The organism is Pedobacter miscanthi (assembly GCF_032678605.1).
Classification (GTDB): domain Bacteria; phylum Bacteroidota; class Bacteroidia; order Sphingobacteriales; family Sphingobacteriaceae; genus Pedobacter; species Pedobacter miscanthi_A.
Genome location: NZ_JAVTSU010000002.1, coordinates 133,712 through 158,054, shown reverse-complemented (window position 1 = coordinate 158,054; position 24,343 = coordinate 133,712). Strand labels below are relative to the sequence as shown.

22 protein-coding genes are annotated in these 24,343 nt (G+C 38.4%); 14 read left to right on the top strand and 8 right to left on the bottom strand.

Annotated elements, in window-relative coordinates:
* Together R2R28_RS03495 and R2R28_RS03490 are read left to right on the top strand one after the other, a co-directional pair.
* Positions 1-747: a glycosyltransferase family 2 protein gene (locus R2R28_RS03495; RefSeq protein ID WP_316824317.1), complete on the top strand. Its 747-nt coding sequence runs from the start codon at positions 1-3 to the stop codon at positions 745-747.
* A gap of 246 nt (positions 748-993) precedes the next feature.
* Entirely contained in the window at positions 994-1,554 is a 561-nt protein-coding gene (locus R2R28_RS03490) for a type 1 glutamine amidotransferase domain-containing protein (RefSeq protein ID WP_316824316.1), read from the top strand.
* Positions 1,555-1,752: 198 nt separating this feature from the next.
* On the opposite strand, the gene R2R28_RS03485 is transcribed toward R2R28_RS03490, so the two are convergent.
* The 6 genes from R2R28_RS03485 to typA all read right to left on the bottom strand — a co-directional run bounded on the left by R2R28_RS03485 (position 1,753) and on the right by typA (position 8,745).
* A complete protein-coding gene (locus R2R28_RS03485; protein WP_316824315.1) occupies positions 1,753-2,796 on the bottom strand; it encodes a hypothetical protein in 1,044 nt (347 codons plus the stop codon).
* 220 nt (positions 2,797-3,016) lie between these two features.
* The gene (locus R2R28_RS03480) at positions 3,017-4,114 is read right to left on the bottom strand and encodes a serine hydrolase (RefSeq protein ID WP_316824314.1); all 1,098 of its coding nucleotides are present in this window, start codon (positions 4,112-4,114) and stop codon (positions 3,017-3,019) included.
* A 177-nt stretch (positions 4,115-4,291) separates the two neighbouring features.
* Positions 4,292-5,218, bottom strand: coding sequence for a lysophospholipid acyltransferase family protein (locus tag R2R28_RS03475; RefSeq protein ID WP_316824313.1), 927 nt, complete (start codon positions 5,216-5,218; stop codon positions 4,292-4,294).
* A 158-nt stretch (positions 5,219-5,376) separates the two neighbouring features.
* Positions 5,377-5,955, bottom strand: coding sequence for an NAD(P)H-dependent oxidoreductase (locus R2R28_RS03470; RefSeq protein ID WP_316824312.1), 579 nt, complete (start codon positions 5,953-5,955; stop codon positions 5,377-5,379).
* A gap of 63 nt (positions 5,956-6,018) precedes the next feature.
* A complete protein-coding gene (locus tag R2R28_RS03465; protein WP_316824311.1) occupies positions 6,019-6,579 on the bottom strand; it encodes a Crp/Fnr family transcriptional regulator in 561 nt (186 codons plus the stop codon).
* Between the two features lie 360 nt (positions 6,580-6,939).
* Positions 6,940-8,745, bottom strand: a complete 1,806-nt coding sequence (gene typA / locus R2R28_RS03460; RefSeq protein WP_316824310.1) for a translational GTPase TypA — start codon at positions 8,743-8,745, stop codon at positions 6,940-6,942.
* A gap of 495 nt (positions 8,746-9,240) precedes the next feature.
* Between typA and R2R28_RS03455 the strand changes: the two genes are divergently transcribed.
* Positions 9,241-9,600 carry a DUF4180 domain-containing protein gene (locus R2R28_RS03455; RefSeq protein WP_316824309.1) on the top strand — a complete coding sequence of 120 codons (360 nt, stop codon included), beginning with the start codon at positions 9,241-9,243 and terminating at the stop codon, positions 9,598-9,600.
* A 17-nt stretch (positions 9,601-9,617) separates the two neighbouring features.
* On the opposite strand, the gene R2R28_RS03450 is transcribed toward R2R28_RS03455, so the two are convergent.
* Complete coding sequence (locus tag R2R28_RS03450; protein ID WP_316824308.1) at positions 9,618-10,079, bottom strand: VOC family protein; 462 nt, start codon at positions 10,077-10,079, stop codon at positions 9,618-9,620.
* 130 nt (positions 10,080-10,209) lie between these two features.
* Here R2R28_RS03450 and R2R28_RS03445 point away from each other — a divergent pair, with 130 nt between their 5' ends.
* Positions 10,210-10,887, top strand: coding sequence for a TIGR02117 family protein (locus R2R28_RS03445; RefSeq protein ID WP_316824307.1), 678 nt, complete (start codon positions 10,210-10,212; stop codon positions 10,885-10,887).
* A 128-nt stretch (positions 10,888-11,015) separates the two neighbouring features.
* Here the strand turns inward: R2R28_RS03445 and R2R28_RS03440 are convergent, their stop codons facing one another.
* Positions 11,016-11,828 (bottom strand): alpha/beta hydrolase, encoded by an 813-nt coding sequence (locus R2R28_RS03440; RefSeq protein WP_316824306.1) that lies wholly within the window; start codon positions 11,826-11,828, stop codon positions 11,016-11,018.
* Positions 11,829-12,008: 180 nt separating this feature from the next.
* Between R2R28_RS03440 and R2R28_RS03435 the strand changes: the two genes are divergently transcribed.
* The 10 genes from R2R28_RS03435 (at position 12,009) to R2R28_RS03390 (ending at position 24,307) form a co-directional block, all read left to right on the top strand.
* Entirely contained in the window at positions 12,009-12,716 is a 708-nt protein-coding gene (locus R2R28_RS03435; protein WP_316824305.1) for an esterase family protein, read from the top strand.
* A gap of 102 nt (positions 12,717-12,818) precedes the next feature.
* Entirely contained in the window at positions 12,819-13,874 is a 1,056-nt protein-coding gene (locus R2R28_RS03430; RefSeq protein ID WP_316824304.1) for a hypothetical protein, read from the top strand.
* A gap of 29 nt (positions 13,875-13,903) precedes the next feature.
* The gene (locus R2R28_RS03425; RefSeq protein WP_316824303.1) at positions 13,904-15,004 is read left to right on the top strand and encodes a carboxylate-amine ligase; all 1,101 of its coding nucleotides are present in this window, start codon (positions 13,904-13,906) and stop codon (positions 15,002-15,004) included.
* Positions 15,005-15,011: 7 nt separating this feature from the next.
* Entirely contained in the window at positions 15,012-15,863 is an 852-nt protein-coding gene (locus tag R2R28_RS03420) for a glutamine amidotransferase-related protein (RefSeq protein WP_316824302.1), read from the top strand.
* A gap of 388 nt (positions 15,864-16,251) precedes the next feature.
* A complete protein-coding gene (locus R2R28_RS03415; RefSeq protein ID WP_316824301.1) occupies positions 16,252-17,439 on the top strand; it encodes a hypothetical protein in 1,188 nt (395 codons plus the stop codon).
* 729 nt (positions 17,440-18,168) lie between these two features.
* Complete coding sequence (locus R2R28_RS03410; protein WP_082458743.1) at positions 18,169-18,327, top strand: FeoB-associated Cys-rich membrane protein; 159 nt, start codon at positions 18,169-18,171, stop codon at positions 18,325-18,327.
* Positions 18,328-18,339: 12 nt separating this feature from the next.
* Positions 18,340-18,927 carry a Crp/Fnr family transcriptional regulator gene (locus tag R2R28_RS03405; RefSeq protein WP_316824300.1) on the top strand — a complete coding sequence of 196 codons (588 nt, stop codon included), beginning with the start codon at positions 18,340-18,342 and terminating at the stop codon, positions 18,925-18,927.
* A 286-nt stretch (positions 18,928-19,213) separates the two neighbouring features.
* On the top strand, positions 19,214-19,744 hold the full coding sequence (locus R2R28_RS03400; protein WP_316824299.1) for a YceI family protein: 531 nt from the start codon (positions 19,214-19,216) through the stop codon (positions 19,742-19,744).
* Between the two features lie 60 nt (positions 19,745-19,804).
* A complete protein-coding gene (locus R2R28_RS03395; RefSeq protein ID WP_316824298.1) occupies positions 19,805-20,674 on the top strand; it encodes a pirin family protein in 870 nt (289 codons plus the stop codon).
* A gap of 228 nt (positions 20,675-20,902) precedes the next feature.
* Positions 20,903-24,307 carry a glycosyltransferase gene (locus R2R28_RS03390; RefSeq protein ID WP_316824297.1) on the top strand — a complete coding sequence of 1,135 codons (3,405 nt, stop codon included), beginning with the start codon at positions 20,903-20,905 and terminating at the stop codon, positions 24,305-24,307.
* Positions 24,308-24,343 lie beyond the last annotated feature (36 nt).

Genomic DNA, 24,343 nt, shown 5'->3' with positions numbered 1-24,343 from the left:
ATGCCCAAATTAACCATCATCACCATTGTATACAATAACGTTCGCGATATCGAACGTACCATCCAGTCTATCCTTAAACAGACTTATAAAAAAATTGAATACATCGTAATAGATGGCGCATCAACCGATGGCACCCTACAGGTTGTTGAGCGCTATAAAGATCGCATTTCAAAAATTGTTTCCGAACCCGATAAAGGCATTTACGATGCTATGAATAAAGGTTTGGCATTGGCTACCGGCGATTATGTTTTATTTATGAACTCCGGTGATGAGATTTACGACGAAAATACCGTAGAAGATGTTTTCGCTTCTGAACCAGGTGCCGATATTTATTATGGGGAAACTGAAATGTATAACGACAGCTGGGAAAACTTAGGCCGCAGAAGACATGAAGCGCCTGAAGAATTCGACTGGACCAGTTTTAAATATGGTATGAACATCAGTCACCAGGCCATCTACATCCGCCGAAGCATCATTACCCCTTACGATTTAACTTATAAATACAGCTCTGACATCGACTGGATTATCAAAGCGGCAAAAAAAGCTTCTAATATTGTAAACGTTCACCGTTATGTGGCCAAATATCTGGTTGGTGGCATGAGCAAGAAAAAACACCGCGAAAGCTTAAAAGAACGCTTTAAAATCTTTACCAAATATTATGGTTTGTTGCCCAATATTTTCAATCATATTGTTATTGCAGGCAACCTGGCTTTATATTTTGTAAAACACCGTAGAACGAACGATTAGGTATTTAGCCTGATATTTTAATTATCGAAGTATCGTCATTTCGAGTGCAGCCGAGAAATCTATTTAAATTAATCTAGTCTAAAGATCTCTCCATTTCGTTGCACTTCAGTCGAGATGACAATCCCTCTATTGGAATCTGTTAAATGGTTTGGACTATACAAGATACCACCCTAATCTCAATTTTCTAAAAACAATAATTTTCCCCAACTGTCTTTAATATATCACCTATTAAAAACATTAAAGATTATGGGACAATTAAGTAACCGCATTATTGCTGTACTTTCAGAAAGCGGATTTGAAGAAGTAGAATTAACCGAACCAGTAAAAAGGTTAAAAGAAGAAGGAGCTACCGTTCACATTATCTCCTCAAAAAGTGGAAAAATAAAAGCCTGGGATCACGATCACTGGTCGATAGAAGTTGATGTTGATAAAACCATTTCGGCAGCAAATGCCGATGATTATAATGGTTTGCTTTTACCAGGTGGCGTAATCAATCCCGATCAGTTACGTGTTAATGAAGACGCACTTGCTTTTGTAAAATCTTTTTTTGCCGATGGAAAGCCTGTTGCAGCCATTTGCCACGGCCCACAAACTTTAATCAATGCCGATGTGGTTCAGGGCAGAAAATTAACTTCAGTAAAAAACATTTCTCAGGATCTGATCAACGCTGGTGCCATTTGGTCAGACGAAGAAGTAGTGGTGGATCAAGGTTTGGTTACCAGTCGTACACCAAAAGACCTGCCAGCTTTTAACGATAAAATTGTAGAGGAATTTGCCGAAGGTGTTCATGAAGGGCAGCACGCCTAAAAACTTTGGACGCTCTTTCTAGATTCACTCAAAAAACGGTTGGCAATTTGCCGGCCGTTTTTTTTTTAGACTATTTTTTGTGCCGTCAGATGTTACCATCTGACGGAGAGTTATCCTCAATAAAATAAAGTTATTTGGCAAAACCTTTTTGCTGTGTCGGATGGTAACATCCAGCACCATAGCAACATCTTATACCACTTATAACTTTACCTGCCTGATGATATTTTTAATGTTCAGTTCAATGATATCCGTCATGGTTTTACAACGCAAATAATTTGTATCCTTAAAATAATCACTCATCCCCTGTTTTAGTAAGGCAATATTTTCGGGTGTGGTGAGTTCTTCTTTATTCGAAACATCGCGGAGATCTGTTAAACGGTGGCGCTCACTTCTTACCCGGTGTACAATTGATGAGCGTTCTTCCTGCTGATATTGCAACACCGTTTTTTCGGTCAATTGCTCCATACTCATTTTTACATAAGGTAAATTCTCCTTAAAAAACTGGGGCAGGTAAACCCTTAAATTCCCTTCGTAAAACTGCTGATCAAAATCTATTGCCCTGATACGGAACTGGATATCATCAAAATCTGGGGTAATTTGCACCACAAAGTTATAAGCCCGCATATCGCCCAAAAGCATAATTAAACAGCGCTCGTTAAACTTTACAAACTCTTTTGCAATACGTGTAGGATTAAATTCAGGGGTATATAACTGGCCTTTTGTAAAAACATCACCCGGGATACCTGCAATATGTTCTTCCACCAGAGTATCGCCATCTACCAGGTAATTTACCTGATTGGGAGAAAGGATTTCTTCCATTTCCAAACCATATATACGCGAGGCATCGGCCTTTTTAATGTAGAAATAATCGTAAACATCATTTAAACGGTTTACAATCCTGATGCGGAAAGGATGCGTATTCCCAAAGGTGCAATATTCAATTTTATCAATGTATTTATGCTCCACAATCCGCAGGTTGCCGGATGCTTTTAGGTTCGCATAAATTTCTTTTAAACCCTCATGTAAGGGGCCGATTAAATCTTGTGCATAAATGGGTCCTTCCCACAGCGAATCTTTACCAAACTTATCCATTAACGGGAATGCTTCGTTAAACTGCATCAGGTCTTGATAACCGATAGGCAATTTCGCTTCGCGCTGATAGGTACGCAGGTATTTCTGTAAAGCAGGCGTAACCGGAAAAATAGGCTTCTTTTTTGAAATTTTTACATCATTGTTTTCCATGCAATGGCAATGTACAGTTTTATAGAAATATGTATAAATTTTTTACCACAAAGTTCACGAAGAAATATCAGAGAGGAAACAGAGGATAGTCGAAAAGTTATATATATGTGCACAGAAGCACTGAGTACCCGGACATATGACCTATTTATGAGTGCCTGGAGCAAATTAAATACGCTAACAACTCATTTTCTCTGTGAAAGCTCGGTGTGCTCAGTGGTTATTACCCTTTTGGATAGCTAAATGGCAAACCGCTCAAATACCTACTGATTTTACGGTAAGGATAATTGCCCGCGCCGTGATCGGAAAATTGGACAATAATGGTATTTGTTTTCGGATCGATATACAATCTTTGGCCGAGCATGCCTTCGGCAGCATAATCTCCATTATCTCCTTCCTGCGGAATCCACCAAAGATAATGATGTGCCGATTTTTGCCAGCCTTTTGCCGAAGCCGGTTTTTCTATGCCAATATTTACCGATTGATTAACCCAGGCCTCCGGAACTACTTGTTTGCCATTGTATCTACCTTTATTCAGGTATAAACGACCTATTTTGGCAAAGTCTATAGCAGTTACCTGAAACCGGCTTGCGGTATTTGTTAAACCGTTTACCTGATCTAATCCCCAGGTAGCATTATATTGTGTACCGATCTGTTTCCATACATTGACTTCGAAATATTGCGCTACAGATGTACCTGTTGCTTTTTTTAACACCCAACCCAATAAAATCGGATCGATACTTTTGTACACCCAAACGGTACCCGGTTTATTAACCAGTTTAACCTTCATTAATTGGGCTTTCATATCATCGGTATAATAATATTTGGCCTCATCAGAAAAAAATGCTTTTACAATCCCACCCAATGCATCCTGAAATTCAAGTCCTGATTTCATATCTAAAAGATTTTTTAAAGTGATGTTTTCAAAAGCGGGATTTGGTTTTAATTCAGGAATATAAGCCGTTACTTTATCACTTAAGCTTTTAATACTGTGATCGGCCAGCGCCTGACCTATCATAATCGAAATCATGCTTTTGGCTCCTGAAAATATCGTGCTTAAGGTACTATCGCTATAACCTTTATCATATTTTTCGTATAAAATGCTATCGTTCCTGATGACGATAAAAGCATTGATTTTTCCATTTTGTAAATAGGTTTTTAATGGAATAGATCGGTTGCCTCCATCCATTACATGAAGCGTATCCAAGTCGTTCCGTTGTTTACCTGATTTGATAAAATGAAAAACTGAATCACTTTTATGCGAAATCTCCTGCGGGAAGATTTTATAAGTTTCGGCCCCTGGTGTTCTATATCTTAACACCCGGATTAAATAGGGCTTCCAAAGAAATAAGGCAAATAGTGATAAAAAAAATGAATAGATCAGAATTAAGAGTGCTTTTTTAAAGATTTTCATCGGTCGCTATTGTGTCCGTAAATATAAAATTTTTAAAAATTACACCATGCAATATTAGATCACAGCTAAAACAAGTTAAATACCTTAAGCCATTGCATCCATGATATTTTGATTCTCTGCAGCAACTTTCGTTTCTTTGGGCTCTGGTTTATATTTCCATCTCCGATGACTCCATAACCAATAAGCAGGTGCCTCTTTGATCATATCCTCTAAAAAGTGGGTATGCATTTCCGTAATTTCAAACTCAGCGGTTTCGGCTGGGTTTAAACAGATCGGCACACAGTCAACCTCATAATAGCCTCTTTTTAAATGATTTATTTTAAGGTAAAAGACCGGACGATTGGTTTTACGGGCAATTTTTTCTACCCCCAGCTGGATTGATGATTCCTGGTTTAAAAACATTGTCCAATAATTCGACTCATCTTTTGAAGGTGCCTGATCGCTTCCAAAAGTAAACATGGTGGCTTCATTTTTACTAGATTGAATAGCCCTTAAAGTTTGACGCATTGATACCATATGGTTGCCAAATTTACTCCTCATATCAAGGAACCAGTTATCGAAAGATTCGCTGCTTAACGGTTTATAAATCGGATAATGTTTGCCTGAGAAATTTAATCCTATAGCCATACAAACCCATTCGTAATTACCATAATGAGATGAACAAAAGATTACACTTTCGTTGTTTTTAAGATAAGCCTCAACCAGATCTACATTTTTAAATTTCACCCTTTTATTGAGTTCATTTTTAGAAATGCTTTTCATTTTGATCACTTCGACAAAAAGCGAAGCCAGAAATTTATAAAACCGTTTTTCTATCGCATAGATTTCGGAAGTGTTTTTTTCAGGAAACGCATTAACCAGGTTTTCTTTAACCACTTTTCTACGGTAGCCAAAAACATAAAAGATTAAAACATAAAAAGCATCTGCCACCCTGTATAAAATGAATAGCGGCAAAAGAGAGAGCATATTTAATAAAAATATACCCAATTTGGATAACCCTTTATTAATCATGATGTGGGACGATTAGTTTGCTTATAAAATGTAAAATTAAAGACGAAACCAGAATCAATTGCCATTTAATTGTTAGTTTTTTATTCCTACAGGTTTTATGAAAAATCGCTGACAAAAAACAACTATACTGATTAACAATTTAACTGACAAACAACAACTTATCTCATTTTCTTTCCCAGTTCGGATACTGTATTAAGCCACTGTAATCTCTGTTTTTCTGTAGATTTTTTAACAATCCCTATATAAGTAATTTTAACAGGATTTATCCCACAAAACTGGAGTACACTCTTCTTTAACTGGTTAACACTAGGCCTGCCGAAAAAAATGCGATAATACCATGAAGGCTGATCTAGTGTGGTGATGATTCTAGCTGTTTTGCCTTTAAAGAGCTTATCCCACCATATGCTATTTTCTCGGTATTGAAAGGCAATTCCCGGAAGAAATAATCGATCGATAAATCCTTTCATGATGGCTGGCATACCACCCCACCACACCGGATGAATCCAAACGAGGTGATCGGCAGCTTTAATTTTTACTAAACTGCTTAACAAATCAGGTTCTAACTCCATGCGTTGCCGGTAACCGAAAGCAAGGCTGGGATTAAAAGTTAAATCGGTTATATGAATGAATGAAACAGTTGCACCCTCAGCTTTTGCCCCGTTATAATAGGCTTCTGCGAGGGCGAAATTAATGCTGCTTTTATTCGGGTGACCATTAATGATTAAGATATTTTTCATGTTGTTTTTATTTACAACACAAAACTAACTTCGATTTTTTACCGAACAGGCAGACAAATGTCCTTAAATAATTTCTCTTCGCAACCTGCTTAAATGCCTAGGCGTAATGGCCAAAAAAGAAGCCAGGTATTTTACCGGAATCTGTTTGATGTAATCGGGATAACTTTTAAAAAGCTCCAGGTAACGCGCTCTAGCGGCATCTTTCTGGTACATGAAAACCCGTTTTTCTAAGTGCAGGTATTGTTGTTCGGCGATGGTTTTTAATAACCTTAAACCATTTATACTCGATTCGGCCAAACCATCAACCACTTCTTTTTTTATAATCAATAAATCGACATCACTCATGGCCTGGATATTTTCGACCGTTGGATTTCCGGTAATCAGCGATGAATAAGCCGTCATAAACTGATTGGGAAAGGTAAGGCAATAGGTATATTCTTCTGCGCTGGCAGACGTATAGTAAGAACGCAGAATGCCCGATTTGATAAAGGCAACTTCTTTACAAACCTTGGCCTCAGTAATAAAGAATTCTCCTTTTTTTAATGTTCTTTGCGTAGCACTTGCCATAAATGTATCTATTTCTGCAGGCGAAAGAATATTAAAGGATTGAAGGTAACTTTGCATGGGTACTATATTGTTGCGGAAAGATAGGTAAAATCTTAAGGAACCTATTACCGCAACCCCAACGACCCTAAACCTTATTGCAGCGGTATCCCCCGATTCTTCATCGGGGATTTAGCAAAAAGAAGGACTAACATTAAAAAAAGCCACACCATTGCTTTTCTTATCATTTTCGACTATCTAAGCCACCTGAGTTCTATTTAGAATAATAAAAAATAAATTATGTGCCCAGCTCAAATGTTCTTAGGTGGCCCGGGTGGTAAACCAATTAGCAACCTTTAATGTTAAAACGCAAAAAAGCCCCGATTTACATCGGGGCTTTAGTGATATGTATTTTAAATCCCCTTTAGGGGATTTAGGGGTTTAAGCGAACTGCTTCCCTTTAACTTTACGTTCTTGTTCTGTTAAGAATATTTTACGTAAACGCATGCTTGCAGGTGTAACCTCGATATACTCATCAGCCTGGATATATTCCATAGCCTCTTCTAAAGAGAATTTAATTGCTGGAGCAATACGGGCGTTATCATCTGTACCAGATGCACGCATGTTCGTTAATGCTTTACCTTTAACAATATTCACTACTAAATCATTATCGCGGATATGCTCACCCATAATCTGACCTTCGTAAACATCAACTCCCGGATCTACAAAGAAACGGCCCCTATCTTGCAATTTATCGATTGAATAAGCTGTAGTTTGACCTTTATCCATTGAAACCAATACGCCGTTTGAACGACCAGGAATTGTACCTTTCCAAGGCTCGTAAGCTTTGAAACGGTGTGCCATAATCGCCTCACCTGCTGTAGCAGTTAAAACATTGTTACGTAAACCGATGATACCACGTGATGGGATTTCGAATTCTAAGTGTTGTAAATCGCCTTTTGGCTCCATAATTAACAACTCACCTTTACGTTGAGTTACCAATTCGATTACTTTACCAGAAACTTCTCCCGGAACATCAACAATTAATGTTTCAATTGGCTCACATTTTTTACCGTCGATTTCTTTAACGATAACCTGTGGCTGACCAACCTGAATTTCATAACCTTCGCGACGCATCGTTTCGATTAATACAGATAAATGGAGAATACCACGGCCGTAAACCAACCACGAATCTGGAGATGGGGTTTCTATAACCTTTAAAGCCAGATTTTTCTCCATCTCTTTGTATAAACGTTCTTTAATACGTTGAGAGGTTACTAATTTACCTTCTTTACCGAAAAATGGAGAGTTGTTAATGGTAAACAACATATTCATTGTTGGCTCATCAATACTGATAACCGGCAATTGTTCTGGTGCATCAAAATCAGAGATAGTATCACCAATATCGAAACCATCAATACCTACAACAGCACAAATATCTCCGGAGCTTACTTCTGTGGTACGGATTTTTCCTAAACCTTCGAAAGTATATAACTCTTTTACTCTTGATTTTACGATTTTACCATCGCGTTTAATTAAAGTTACCGGTTGGTTTTCTTTAATTGTACCACGGTGAACACGACCGATTGCGATACGACCTACGAAAGATGAATAATCTAACGAAGTGATCTGCATCTGTAAAGTACCTTCGTTAATTGGTGCCGGTGGAATGTTAGCCACAACAGCATCTAATAAAGCGAAAATATCAGTAGTTGGTACTTTCCAGTCTGTACTCATCCATCCTTGTTTAGATGAACCGTAAATTACCGGGAAATCCAATTGCTCTTCAGTTGCTTCAAGGTTAAAGAACAATTCGAAAATTTGCTCATAAACTTCTTCAGGACGACAGTTTTCTTTATCCACTTTGTTTACTACCACGATCGGTTTTAAACCAAGGGCTAAAGCTTTTTGCGTTACGAAACGTGTTTGAGGCATTGCACCTTCAAAAGCATCGCAAAGTAAAAGTACACCATCTGCCATTTTCAGAACACGCTCTACCTCACCGCCGAAATCCGCGTGACCAGGAGTGTCAATAATGTTAATTTTTACATCTTTGTACTGAACAGATACGTTTTTAGATACAATCGTGATACCACGCTCGCGCTCTAAATCGTTGTTATCCAATATCAAATCTCCTGTTTGTTCGTTGTCACGAAAAATAGAACAAGAGTGTAAAATCTTATCAACCAACGTCGTTTTACCGTGGTCAACGTGTGCTATAATAGCTATATTTCTAATCTTTTGCATAAAATGCGCCTCAAATTTGGCGCAAAGATAGTGTTTAGAAATGGATTTTCTACTATATCGCGCACTATTTAATACGATGATAATGTTGCAATTATCTCATTTTTAGTTTAAAAGAGCGCGGCAGGAATGCTTACTAAAAAAGAGGTTGTATCATAAAACATGTTTCTCTAAAAAATTTATCACGTTGAGCCTCCCGAAAACCTTATCCTGTTTATGGCAGGTTTTTCGACGAGTCCTTCTGTCACTCATCTTGATTTTACAACATAAATTACCACTGTTTTTTTCTACATCACAATTATTTTACAAAAAAATGGGTGAATTTATTTTTACCTCTAATACCTTTCATTAATCACCTTGCTTTAAACAAATTACAGGTATTAAGATTTTCAGTTTCGAAAAGAAGATTCCTTAATAAGGCAACCCCATCCCAAAGCATAATGTTTATATTAGCCGTTAGAAAACAGATATAACCGCTAATCCTCCTATCTATTATAGATGAAAATTGAAACCCACACTGTAAACAATATTAACATCGCAGAAATTATTTCAGAAGAAATAATCATTAAGCATGCAGAAGATGGATTAGACTTATTAGGAAACTTGTATTACCAGGGTTTTGATAAAATCATCATCAACACGCAAAACATCACCCCTGATTTCTTTGATCTGAAAAATGGGATGGCAGGAGAAATTCTTCAAAAATTTTCGAATTACCGGGTAAGTCTGGCTATAACCGGCGATTTTAGCATATACAAAAACCAAAGCATCAAAGATTTTATTTATGAAAGCAATAAGGGTAAACACATTAATTTTCTGACGTCAACAGCCGAAGCACTTGAAAAATTAGCCAGTTAATGAATGTGTATTCTTTTTTATAAGGCTGGGATTGATTTACTTATCCAATCCTGGTAAGAAATCACCCCTAACGCTGGTTTGGCTTCACCATCCAGTATGGCAATAAACTCCAATGCATGCCCATCCGGATCATTAAAATAAATGGCTACAGCGGGCATCCAGGCAAAAACCATTGGCTCATTACTACCACTATTAAGCCGATTATATGGTTGGAGCTGCTTAGATTCGAGAAATGGAACCGATTTATGCAGCACATCATCCACATCACAACGGAAAGCAAAATGCCTAATGTCTATTTCGTCTTTTGGTTTTTCCCAGATCCCCAGCATGGCTTCTTGTGGTTTCCCGATCCAGAAAAAGGCAATCCTGCGTTCTTCTTCGTAATGACATTGTGTTAAGCCCAAAACATTACTATAAAAATCGATCGATCTTTCTAAATCCGATACGTATATATGTGTTTCAAATAATCCTTTTATCATGCGGTGAAAGTAGGTATATCCTCCGGTCGTAAAAAATCATGTTTTTCGATATGCTTATCAATAAAATCGATTTCTATTTTTTGGGTTACCAAAACCCCCATGCTGTATTAAAGATAAATAACCAGGGTACATGAATAAAAGGCTTTTAAAATATACAGGTAGATTTTGTATCGTTTTTATCACTTTGATCGCGGTTTATTTCCTTACTGCTTTTTGTTGCTCAAGAATAACGGTAAACGCCAATCCTGCAAATCCAAAAGAAATTGCCATTTACATCATGACGAATGGCATACATACCGACATTGTAGTACCCGCCATTACCGAACAAATAAACTGGACTAAAGAAATCAGTTATCAAAACACTTTAGAAGCCGATAATACCTATCAATACCTGGCCATAGGCTGGGGCGATAAAAGGTTCTACCTCGAAACACCCGAATTTTCAGATTTAAAGCTTAGTAATGGTTTAAGGGCAATTTCCGGCTTGAGTACATCGGCCATGCATACCACTTATTACAAAAACATCGGACAAGATGCGAATTGTAAAAAAATCATGATCAGTAAAGCCCAGTACCTTTTATTAATTGATTATATTTTAAATAGTTTTACAAAAGATGAAATCGGGCAGGTGGTGAATATTAAATCGAACATTCATTATGATATTGGCGATGCTTTTTACGAAGCTAAAGGCAGTTATAGCATTTTTAAAACCTGCAATACCTGGGCCAACGGCGCTTTAAAAAGTTGTGGTCAGCGGAGTTGCTTATGGACCATTTTCGATACCGGTATTTTTTTGAAATATGAGTAGACGGTGTTTTTATAGACTGCAGTTATCTCCACTGGAATGTCCCGAATATTCGGGAGAGAGATCTATCTCGAGATGGATTTCTCGACTTCGCTTCACTCCGCTCGAAATGACGGTAACTTAGAGGAGTCCTAAACCTCAAACGCCCAATCCAAAAAAGCCGGCATTACACTTTCCCAGGTTGGTACATCATGTTTACCGCCTACTTTTTCGTAGTAAAATACATTTTCAGGTCTTTTATAACCTTTATTCAGCAAGATTTTTACAACATCAATCGTATCATCAATCGAATCGATGATCATATTTTTATTCCGGTCGGCCTTTTCATCTTCTGTTCCCGTCATTAACCAGAATTTCATATCAGGTTTGGTAGTCGTATTTTCAATTTTAGCATGCATAATGCGGTCGGCATCGGTATAACCTGCGGTTAAATCCTTTTTCCTCCACCAAAATGCGCCAGAAAAAACACCAACGGCATCAAAAGCTGCAGGATTATTCCAGGCGATATCGAACGCAGATAAACCGCCTAAAGAAAAGCCTGCAAAACCAACCTTACCGGTAATTGGCATGGCAATTTTCTTTTTTACAAAAGGCAGTAATTCTTTAATAACGAAATCGCTGTAAAGCTGGGCTTTTGCGCCACGCCCTTTAAAATCGGGTACACCTGCTACACCATATTCCATTAAACGATCTTCTGATGCCTTAATGGCCACAACGATTAACCTGTGGTTTCTTTTACCATGGTGGGCATCTTCCAAAATCCGCTTAAAATTCATTTTGGCCACATCCTGTCCGTCATTTAAAAATAAAAGCTCTATTTTCTCATTTCCTAAAATGCCTTCAGGCGTATAAATATCTATTTCTACCTCGTGCTTTAAATAAGCGGATGGAATTTTAAAGTTGTTGATATTAACTTTTACCGATAAAATTGTTGTGTACATCATATTCAAATCCCCTATCACATGGCAATCGCCTCAGAATTTCGGGGCAAAGGTACAAATCTTGCTAAACTATTAATTATCATAGGTTAATTTTTACAATACGCTTTGATTTACATCAATTTAGGACTTAAACTATTCTTTTTACAGATTTAATTTTATACCTTAAATCATTCAATTTTTATTATGGTTAAAGAAGAACATAAGAAATGGTACAGCCCGAATTTAAGTGGCGAAATCGACATGCTCATCTTTGGTCACGGTGGTATCCCTATTCTACTGTTCCCAACAAGCATGGGGCGATATTTCGAAAATAAGGATTTCAATTTAATAGATTCTGTTGAAGGGTTTATTAATGAAGGAAAAATTAAGATTTATTGTCCTGATGGCGTTGATAAATTGAGCTGGTATAACAAAAGTATCCATCCTGCCGATCGCGTGAAGAACCACATCTGGTACGACAAGTATTTACTGGAAGAAGTTGCTCCATTAGCCCGACATGAAACCGGACACAGCAAAATTATTACAGCCGGTTGTAGTTTTGGAGGCTATCACGCAGCAAATTTCGCTTTCAGGCATCCATGGCTGGTGAGCCATATGTTTAGCATGAGTGGGGCTTTCGATATTTCTGGTCAGCTCGATGGTTTTTACAACGACGATGTTTATTTCAATAACCCTGTTGATTATCTTTTAAACAACAGCAACCCCGAACTGCATCACATGAAAATCGTATTGGGTACAACCGACCGCGATATGTGCCGCCCGGATAACGAACGTTTGTCGGAAATCTTTAATAAAAAAGGGATTGACCATTGGCTGGATATCAGGCAAAATGCCGATCACGACTGGCCCATCTGGAGAGAGATGTTCCCAAATTATATTGCACAGCTATAAACTTAGTCCTGAGTCCCGAGTGCTAAGTCCTAAGTCGATTAAACTATAATAGTCAAACAATTAACCGATTAACCAGTTAAACAATTAAACTAAAACTTACCAATGAAAAAAATAGGGATTTTATTCGGGCAGGAGCGTTCTTTTCCTGAAGCCGTAATCGAAAGGATCAATCAAAAAGCAGAAAATGGCATCACCGCCGAAGCTGTTAAAATCGACAAAATATTTCAGAATAAACCATTAGGCTATTCGGTTATCATCGACCGGATTTCGCAGGATGTGCCATTTTACCGTGCATCTTTAAAAAATGCTGCCATTACCGGAACCGCCGTAATCAACAATCCATTTTGGTGGAGTGCCGATGAAAAGTTTTTCAATAACGCACTGGCAGAGCAGATTGGGGTGCCCGTACCCAAAACAGCATTAATTCCTTCCAGAGAGCACCCTAGCGGGACCACGGGCGAATCTTTTTCTAACCTTGCCATGCCATTGGATTGGGATGCCATTTTTGAGTATACCGGTTTCCCTGCTTATATGAAACCTTATGATGGCGGCGGCTGGAGAGACGTTTACAAACTACATGATAAAGAAGATTTTTTCGACAAACATAGCGGCACACAGCAACTGGTGATGCTTTTACAAGAAGAAATCATTTTTGAAGAATATTTCAGGTGTTATTGCATTGGCGGCAAACATGTGCGCATTATGCAGTACGATCCGCGCAACCCACACCATTTGCGTTATGCCACCGAGGGCAAATCACCAGATCCAAAATTGCTTAAAACCGTTGAAGAATATACGCTGAAATTATGCCAGTATTTAGGTTATGATTTTAATACCGTAGAATTTGCAGTTCGTGATGGGGTGCCTATTGCAATTGATTTCTGTAATCCTGCACCCGATGCCGATATTAAAAGCGTTGGTCAGGAAAATTTTGATTGGGTAGTAGAAACCACCGCTAATTATGCCATAGAAAGGGCTAAAGCACAAAAAGATGGTCAGGATAATTTAACCTGGGGCGAATATATAAAAGCCTCTGTTGGTGGCAAACCATTAATTGCACCAGCAGCAGCAAAAGCGGCTAAAACCACAACACCAAAAAAAGTGACCACAACAGAAAAAGCACCTGCAAAACCTAAAAAAGCTGCAGCAAAAAAATAATTGGGATTTAAATTTTAATTAAAACTAGGATGAACGAGTTTACGCTGGGCATAGAAGAAGAGTACATGGTAATTGATCCCGTTACCAGAGAACTGACTTCGCATGACCAAAAAATTGTAGAGGCCGCACAAAAAATACATAAAGACCAGGTAAAGGCAGAAATGCACCAGGCCGTTGTTGAGGTGGGTACAGGCATCTGCAAAACTACTACTGAAGCCCGTAAAGAGATTTCGCAACTGCGTTATACCGTTTCACAGCTTGCCGGAGAACAGGGTTTAAGAATCGGGGCGGCAGGCACCCACCCATTTTCGCATTGGGAAAAACAATTAATTACCGAGCATCCCCGCTATAATGAAATTGTTAACGAGCTGCAGGAAGCTGCCCGCTCTAACCTCATTTTTGGCCTGCATGTACATGTGGGTTTTCAATCCCGCGAGCTGGCCATTCATATTGCCAATCAGGTGAGGTACTTTTTACCACACGTCTTTGCTTTATCAACCAATTCGCCTTTCTGGGAATCGAGAAATACCGGTTACAAATCTTTCAGGACTAAAATCTTCGACAAATTTCCACGTACAGGTATTCCTGATATTTTCAACAGCATCGAAGATTACGATAATTACGTAAAACTGCTGATTAAAACCAATTGCATGGATAATGCAAAGAAAATCTGGTGGGATATCCGCGTACATCCGTTTTTCGATACCGTTGAATTCCGCATTTGCGATTGCCCTATGCTGATTGATGAAACGATGGCTTTTACGGCATTATTTCAGGCACTATGTGCTAAATTGTATAAACTGCGTTTGCAGAATATGGAATTCATCAGTTATTCCAGAGCCTTAATTAACGAAAATAAATGGCGGGCAGCGCGTTATGGCATTGACGGAAATTTAATCGATTTCGGTAAAGAAATGGAAGTAAACTGCCGGAATCTCGTTTTAGAATTATTGGATTTCGTAGATGATGTGGTGGATGATTTAGGTTGCCGCGAAGACATCAATTACGTACATAAAATCCTTGAGCATGGCACAGGTGCCGACAGGCAGTTGGCTGTTTACCAGCAAACAGGTAGCTTTGAAGCTGTGGTAGATTACATTACCACTCAAACACTTATAGGCGCAAAGTAATTTTACAATGGATAAAAAAGGCTTAAAGGTGGCTGTTATCGACATGAATAATGGCGCACCAAATCAGGGCATGCGGGGGATTCAGGAGATTTTATCCCGTTTTAGAGATGAAAACAATATCGATTTAACCTTTGATATTTTTGATTTAAGGCAGAAAAGTGAGATACCTGGCATTGAATATGATGCTTATATCTCGAGCGGTGGCCCGGGGAGCCCGATTGAAAGCAAAGGGGAAAAATGGGAAAATGATTTCTTTAACCTGCTCGATCAGATTGAGACTTTTAACCAAATAAACGAAGACAGAAAAAAATATGCCTTTTTAATCTGCCATTCTTTTCAGTTGGCCTGCAGGAAATATGAATTGGGCAATGTAACCGAAAGGCGATCGAATGCTTTTGGCATTTTCCCCATTACTTTAACTGAAGACGGCGAAAAAGACGAAATTTTTAAAGGCATCACCAACCCTTTCTTTTCGGTAGATAGCCGCGATTGGCAGGTGATTGAGCCTGATTTTGAAGCTTTTGAGAAAAAAGGCGCAAAATTACTGGCCATCGAAAAAGAGCGTAAACATGTTGATTTAGAACGCTGCATGATGTCGATCCGCTTTTCTGATGAAATCATCGGCACACAATTTCATCCAGAAGCCGATCCGGTAGGTATGAAAATGTATTTGCTTCAAGAGGAAAAGAAAAAAGCCATTGTTGATCTGCACGGGGAGCAAAAATATCTTGATATGCTGAACAGTTTAGACGATCCGGCAAGGATTGTACTTACACAAAGTATTATTTTACCCAACTTTTTACAGAAAGCAGTCGGGAACCTTCAAAAATCGTCATTGCGAACCGAAGAAGTGGATTGAGCGGGCGAGTGAAGCAATCTATCTTTCGCCATTTATTATTTAAAAATCAATATGAATGCAGTATCTTATTGATTTTCTTTTACCGCCAACTCAATCTTGCCTCGGCTCGCCGCCGCCGATGGGCTCTTTCTTTTTGGCATCAAAAAGAAACAAAAAATGCCGGCTGAAAATTTTTCTTTGGAAGTTAGTGGGTTGGCCGGGTCAGTGGAGTCCGAAAAATTTGTTAGGCCGGTTTTAAGTCAAACGGAGATTTGGTGCTAGGGCTTAGCTGGATGTAAATAAATACGAAACTCAAGTCACTCGTTAAAAAAAACTACAAAACAAAGTCAATTATACTGGAATGCGAATTCTACCGATTTCTTTATAAAATACGTTTAAATAAAAACCTATGATACCTGCACAACGCAAAAAATATAACCAACAGTTTACTACAGGAAAGTATCAGGCATTTTTAGCGAAACTTGGCTTAGGTTATCCGGAAATTCCGTTTAGGGTGGCTGAAACTCCCGTTTTTGTCCCACAGGCACTGAAAGAAAAATTGATTGCTGCAGGAGAAGAAATCATAAAACTGATTAAGCAGCCCAACTTTAAGGCACTTACTCAAAAAGCAATTCCAACAAACTGGAACGTTCCTAACGAAAATGAGCAGCCGCACTTTTTAACCTTCGATTTCGGGATTTGCAAAAATGCAGCCGGCGAACTCACGCCGATGTTGATCGAAATGCAGGGTTTCCCTTCTTTATATGGTTTTCAGCACCATTTGGCTAAAACTTTTAAATCCAGTTTTGAAATGGATGATTCGGTGAATTATTTTTTAAATGGTTTTAACGAAGAAAAATATATTGAGTTGCTAAAAGAAGTGATTATTGGCAAACACCAACCTGAAGAAGTAGCTTTAATGGATGTTGATGCACCCAACCAAAAAACAGCCATCGATTTTTTTGTAACTCAAAAATTATTGGGCATCAAAATTCTGGCATTAGAAGATATCAAAAAGGCAGGCAAACAATTGTTTTACGAAGAAAACGGCAAACAGATTCAGCTAAAAAGAATCTACAACCGCCTTATTTTTGATGAAGTTGCCGATAATACCGAAATTTTCAAAAACAGTTTCGATCCGCGTGAAGATTTGGATATCGAATGGGTAACACACCCGAATTGGTTCTACCGGATTAGCAAGTACACCATGCCATTTTTGAAAAGTGAATTTGTACCCGAAACACGGTTTCTAAGCGAAGTAGAAATTATTCCGGCTGATCTGGAAAACTATGTACTAAAGCCATTATTCTCTTTCGCAGGTATGGGGGTTATTATCGATGTAAGCGAAACAGACATTACCGATATAAAAGATCCTGAAAACTGGATTTTGCAAAGAAAAGTAATCTATGAGCCGGTTGTCCAGGCACCTGATGGTGGTGTAAAAGCAGAAATCAGAATGATGTACTTATGGCCTGATAACGGCGAACCTCAACTCTGCATTAGCTTAGCAAGATTAAGCAGAGGAAAAATGATCGGTGTACGTTATAATGCTGATTTCGATTGGGTTGGGGGTACAATAGGATTTATGGAGGGATAATTCTCGTTTTCTTAACCACAGAGATCGCGGAGAATAATCTATCCGTGTTTTCTGTGAATCCGTGGCAATAAATCCTCTCTTTTTAAGCCATGGTTCGTGTCTCCACGAACCAAGAAATAAAGCTTTAGATAATAAAAAATAACGGTTCGTGGAGACACGAATCATGGCGATGGAGAAAAGGCACAACGGTACACAGAGAATAATCTTTCCGTGCTTTCGGTGAATCCGTGGCAATAAATCCCCTCTTTTTAAGCCATGGTTCGTGTCTCCACGAACCAAGAAATAAAGCTTTAGGATAAGCAGAATAAAGCTTTAGATAATAAAAAATAATGGTTCGTGGAGACACGAACCTAGGCGATGGAGAAATGGCACTGCGGTACGCAGAGAATAATCTTTCCTTGCTTTCTGTCGATCCGTTGCAATAACCCTCTCTTTTAAGCCCTGGTTTCCGTCTCCACGAACCAATAAAAGGCTTTCGATCTATAAAAATAACGCACTCAACTACCAATACTCAGAATAAAATCTATCTGTGTTTTCTGAGAATCCGTGGCCAAATACATTAAATCTGTGCTTGTATTCCCGGTGCAACACTCGGTGTCCTCTGTGGTAAAAAATCCATTTTACTTAGCACCCTTCGCGAAAAGCTTTGCGTACTTTGCGGTTAAATATTGTCCAATATATTTACATTCAACTGAACACCAAAGCACCAAAAGCCCTTATATTTGTATCATGGATATTCAAACGATTTTAGTCTTTTTACTTTTTGCGGTAGCATTGGTATATGTTGGCCGTTTGGTTTTTAAATCTTTACAGGTAAAAAAAGATGGATGTGGTGGAAATTGCAAATGTGGTGTAGATTTTTCCGATATTAAGCCCGTAAAAAAATAACATCCAACCTTTATGATCCATCAGTTCAAAGATTACTTTCAGTCAAAAATAGAATTAACTGATGAACAGTTCGATAGTATTTCAGGATCATTAAAAGTCAAGAAATTTGAAAAGAACGAGATCATTCAATATAAAGGTGATATTTTAAAATATGGCTTTTTTGTCGGTAAAGGTCTTTTACGGTCATATTCCATTGATTCTAAAGGCAAAGAACATATTATTCAGTTTGCTCCCGAAAACTGGTTCGTATCCGACCGTAACCAAATGCACAACGAACCTTCTGATTTTTTTATCGAAGCCATAGAAGCTACTGAAGCGGTAATCGTTCCTGATAATTTCATGAGTGATGCCTCCCGGAAGGTTCCGTGCCTGTTAGCTTTAAATGTAACCATGCTTCATAATTCCATCCGTTTTATGCAAAAAAGGATCAACATGCTTTTAAGTGCAACAGCTGAAGAACGATACCTCGATTTCATCAAACTCTACCCAAACCTTACGCTCCGCGTACCCCAATGGATGATTGCATCTTACCTGGGCATCACTCCCGAATCGCTCAGCCGCGTGAGAAAAGAACTGGCCAATAAGCATTTTAGACCATAGTAATTTTGAATGAGTGGGTTTTGAATGAACGAATGATTCGCTAAGCATAACTTTTCAATAAATTAGTGGGTGAGTGGGTTTTGAATGTCTAGCGAAGTCCAACCTTTCAACATTCCAACTTTTCAACATTCTATTACTCAATCATTCTTTCATTCAACCGCCCTATCCTTCTCTCATCCAATCATTTTCCCTCTCCCATCATTACTTACCATACATCAATCCCAAGTCGAAACATGCGCTGTACTTTTGTGTTGTAAATATTAAACATCTCAAAAAAACAAAAGATATGGCAACTACAAAATGGACATTAGATCCAACCCACAGCGAATTACAATTTAAAGTAAAACACTTAATGATTACTACTGTAACCGGTAGCTTAAAATCTTTCTCTGCAGAATTAACATCTGAAGGCGATGAATTCGAAAATGCAGAAATTTCTTTCAAAGGCGATATCGATTCGATTGATACCGGAAATACTGACCGTGATAATCACTTAAAAAGCGGTGATTTTTTCGATGCTGAAAAATTTGCTCACATCGAATTTAAATCAAATTCGGTAGAAAAAGACGGCAGTGATTATATTGTTAAAGGCGATTTAACCATTAAAGGCGAAACCAAACCAGCAAAATTAACTGCCGAATTTGGTGGCATTGCAACCGATCCATGGGGAAATACCAAAGCTGGATTTACCTTAAGCGGAAAAATCAACCGTTCTGAATTTGGCTTAACCTGGAATGCTGCTTTAGAAACCGGCGGTGTAATGGTAAGTGAAGAAGTTCGCATTTTAGGTGAGTTGCAATTTGTGAAAAGCGTATAAGTGATAGGCGTTTGGCGATTAGCGTAATGCACGCCAAACGCATAACAAAAGGTTCCGATAATGGAAACAAAAAAAATAAAAAACGTACTTAAAGCACCCGCGCCTCATATGGTTGGTGATGGTTTTAGGGTACACAATTTTTTCCCGAGCGGTTATGAAATCGAAATGAGTCCATTTTTTTTATTGGATTATGGGTCAAAAATCGAGTTCTCTGCAAGGAAAAAACCACGTGGCGTTGGTGTTCATCCGCACCGGGGTTTCGAAACGGTAACAATTGCTTATCACGGGGCTGTTGCGCATCACGATAGTTCGGGCAATAGTGGGGTAATTTATCCGGGTGATGTACAATGGATGACTGCCGCCGGCGGTGTATTGCATAAAGAATATCATGAAGAAAATTACAGTTTAACAGGCGGTCCTTTTCAAATGATTCAGCTGTGGGTTAATTTACCTGCGGTAAATAAAATGTGCAGGCCAAAATACCAGGCCATTAAACAAGCTGACATGGCCCATTTTGATCTACCCGAAAACGGAGGGAAGATTGAAATTATAGCTGGAAATTATACTGGCATAAAAGGTAATGCGGCCACCTTTACACCCATTGAACTTTACAACGCAAGGTTAAATAAAGGAGGAACGGCCAATTTTAATTTCCCCGAAAACTTTAATACCGGATTTATGGTGATTGAAGGATTGGTTAGGATTAACGGAACTGAAATTGTACCGGTGGATAGCTTTATCTATTTCGAAAACAAAGGTGAAGAAATTAAAGTGGAAGCTTTAGAAAATAGTGTGGTGTTAATTTTAAGCGGAGAACCGATTGATGAACCAATTGTGCAGTATGGTCCGTTTTTAATGAATACCGAAGCTGAAATCCACCAGGCCATTGAAGATTATAACCAGGGCAGGTTTGGTTATTTAGAAGAGTAATCACAGCAAACGCCCTGCTGAACTTGTTCAGCATCTACAAAAATTTAAAATATTGAGCCGGCATTTTTATTGAAAATTTGCCGGCTTTTTCTTGTCTGCTTAGAAATACAGCCATAAAAAACAGTATCTTGGAGTAAATTACGATCAATCATCTAAGCGCTTCATCCAGATCATTCATCCAATCTTCATATTCGTTAGTGATTTTTGATTATAAATCAGAACAGAAAAATGTCCGGAAAACAAATATTTCAAACTGAGACTAAAAGACGCTGGAATACTTTTACATGGGTAAGCCGTACATTCTTTTTAGTTTTCATTGGCGCAATCATCTGCGTAGTGTACACCTTATCATCGGTACAGGCCCCCAATTTGCCATTTATTGATACAAATACACCTTTAACGCAAAAACAGTTAGAAAAGTTAAAGAAATCGCAACAATACAAAGATTTTACGATCGAAAAATCGAAACTTCAAAAAATCAAAAAAGACCGTGAGCACCGCATTTTAACCCATCGCGGCAATAGCAAACGCATCAACATGGCTTTCTATGTAAGCTGGGCAGCAAGTAAAGAAGCGTCTATATCAGATTTAAAACGCAACATCAGCCATTTAGACATGGTGGCTACCGAATCGTTCTTTTTAAACGGCGATTCTATTGTGGATAAAGTAGATACTGCTGCTTTACATGTTATTCATTCGGGTAAAAAATCGGCTATCGCAGTGGTTTCAAACTTCAATAAAGATCATTGGGATGGTGCAGCGGTAAGGCGTTTGCTAAACAATCAACCAGCACAGCAAAAGTTAATTTATGACCTGATCGCAATCACCAAAAAATATGGCTATAGCGGTATTAATATAGATTTTGAAGAGCTTAACCTCGAAAACAGCGATAATTTCAACGCGTTCATGAAAAACCTTTACACCCAGTTTCATGCAGAAAAACTGATTGTTTCGCAGGATATTTCGCCTGAAAACGACGATTATAAACCAGAAATCCTTCAAAATTATAATGATTACATCGTTTTGATGGCTTATGATCAGCACAGCGACCAAAGTAATGCTGGCGACATTTCGCACCAGGAATGGGTGGAAGAAAAATTAGACGATATCTGCAGCAAGGTTGATGCGGATAAGGTAATCCTTGCTTTAGCCTGTTATGGCTACGATTGGCCAAAAAATAGCATTGGTAAACCCGTTACCTATGAGGAGGCAATGATTAAAGCGGTTAATTACAAAAGCAAAATCAATTATAATCCTGAATCCGCTAATTTAAATTATAGCTATAGTGATGGAAGCGGCATTAAACACGAAGTATATTTTACCGATGCTGCCACTTATTTTAATCTAATCCGCAAAGCGGATGATTGGGATATTGCAGGTATTGCCTTATGGCGATTAGGTTCTGAAGATAAACGTTTATGGTCTTTCATTTCAAACGACCTTAGTCTTGATACCTTAAAGAAAAAACCCTTCGATTTGCGTAAAATTTCTTCGTTAAACATGGGTGGCATTTCTTACCTGGGTGATGGCGAAATATTGGATTTAATTTCCACCCCTACACCAGGCAGCGTAAAATTCACTTTAAATAAAGATAATTTTTCTATTGCAGATCAAAAATACATCCGCCTTCCTGAGCAATATGTAATTAAGAGATTTGGAGAGGCAGATAAAAAAATCGCATTAACATTTGATGACGGACCAGATCCGGTTTATACGCCACAAGTATTAAGCATCCTAAAAAAAGAAAAAGTGCCCGGCTGTTTCTTTGTGGTTGGTATTATGGCCGAGCAAAATATGGAACTGTTAAGGCAGGAATACAATGATGGTTATGAAATCGGGAACCATACTTTTTTCCATCCTGACATGTCGGCCATTGGCCCAAGACGCGTAAAATTTGAACTGAATGCGACCCGCCGCTTAATTGAAGCCGTTACCGGCCATAGCACCATTTTGTTCCGCGCACCCTTTAATGCCGATGCCGAGCCGCAAAATATTTCCGAAATTTTGCCGGTTGCACAAAGCCGAAAAGAGAATTATATCAACATCGGAGAGTATATTGATCCGGAAGATTGGGAACCCGGAAAAACTGCCGATCAGATTTTTAATGAGGTGGTAAAACAGCAGGACAATGGAAATATCCTTTTATTACACGATGCCGGTGGAAATCGTGAAGCTACTGTTGCTGCATTACCCAGGATTATCAAATTCTTCAAAGCCAAAGGATACACTTTTACCACCGTTGGCGATTTAATGGGTAAAAAAAGATCAGAATTAATGCCTGCGGTTAAATCAACCGCAAATAGTGGTTTTTCAGGCTCAGGTGATTATTTTTTCATCAATTTCTTTTACTATGGAAACATGATTTTAAATATCATTTTTTCAGTAGCGATCGTACTGGCCATTTTAAGAACTGTTTTCATTGCTTATCTGGCTATCCGTCAGCGAAAAAGGGCGAAACGCAATGTGGGCAAATTAATTGCAAATCCTTCGGAGAAAGTGAGTATTATTATTCCGGCCTATAATGAAGAAGTTACCGCCGTGCAAACCATTAACAGCCTTTTAAAAACTACATATCCTAATTGTGAGCTGATTTTTGTGGATGATGGATCAAAGGATAAAACTTTTGAAATTATTAACGAAAATTTTGGCAACCATCCCCAGGTAAAGGTTTTCAGAAAAGAAAACGGGGGAAAAGCATCGGCCTTAAATTATGGTATTTCAAAAGCCAGTGCTGAGTTTGTAATTTGTATTGATGCAGATACGCAATTGAAAGATGATGCGGTTACCGAACTGATGCGTTATTTCTACAGCGATAAAATAGCTGCTGTAGCCGGAACAGTAAAAGTTGGAAATGCCAACAACATCATCACCAAATGGCAGTCTATTGAGTACATCACGGCTCAGAATATGGATAGAAGGGCTTTCGACCTGTTAAACACTATTACTGTTGTTCCTGGTGCGATTGGTGCTTTTAGAAAAAATGTGATTCTAGAAGTTGGTGGTTTTACGGTTGATACACTCGCCGAAGACTGCGATTTAACCATGCGTATTTTAAAAGCTGGCTACAGGGTTAAAAACTGTGATAGCGCCATTGCTTATACAGAAGCTCCCGAAACCGTTAATATGTTGTTAAAACAACGTTTCCGCTGGAGTTTTGGGGTTATGCAAAGTTTCTGGAAAAATAGAAAAACCCTGTTAAACAAAAAATATGGCTATTTTGGGATGGTAGGAATGCCTAATATCTTGATTTATCAGATCATTTTGCCGTTATTTTCTCCACTGGCCGATCTTTTTATGTTAATTTCTTTAATCAGTGGCCTATTTTCATTAAGTGCCATCAATAATTTAACATTAACGGGCTTTTCAGGCATTTTAAGCTTACATAACGGCTTTGGTCAGGTTCTGTTTTACTACATCATCTTTATTGTAGTAGATATGTTTTTTGCAGCCATTGCTTTCCGTATGGAAAAAGAAAAATACATTAATTTACTTTACCTTTTTCCGCAACGTTTTTTCTGGAGACAGTTAATGTATGTGGTATTATTCCGTTCTTTCAGAAAAGCCATCAAAGGTGAACTGGAAACCTGGGGAACATTAAAAAGAACAGGAAACGTGAAAGAGCAGGTGAGTTAAAATTGTTTTGACTTCCGAAGTTTAAAAGGCCTTAGT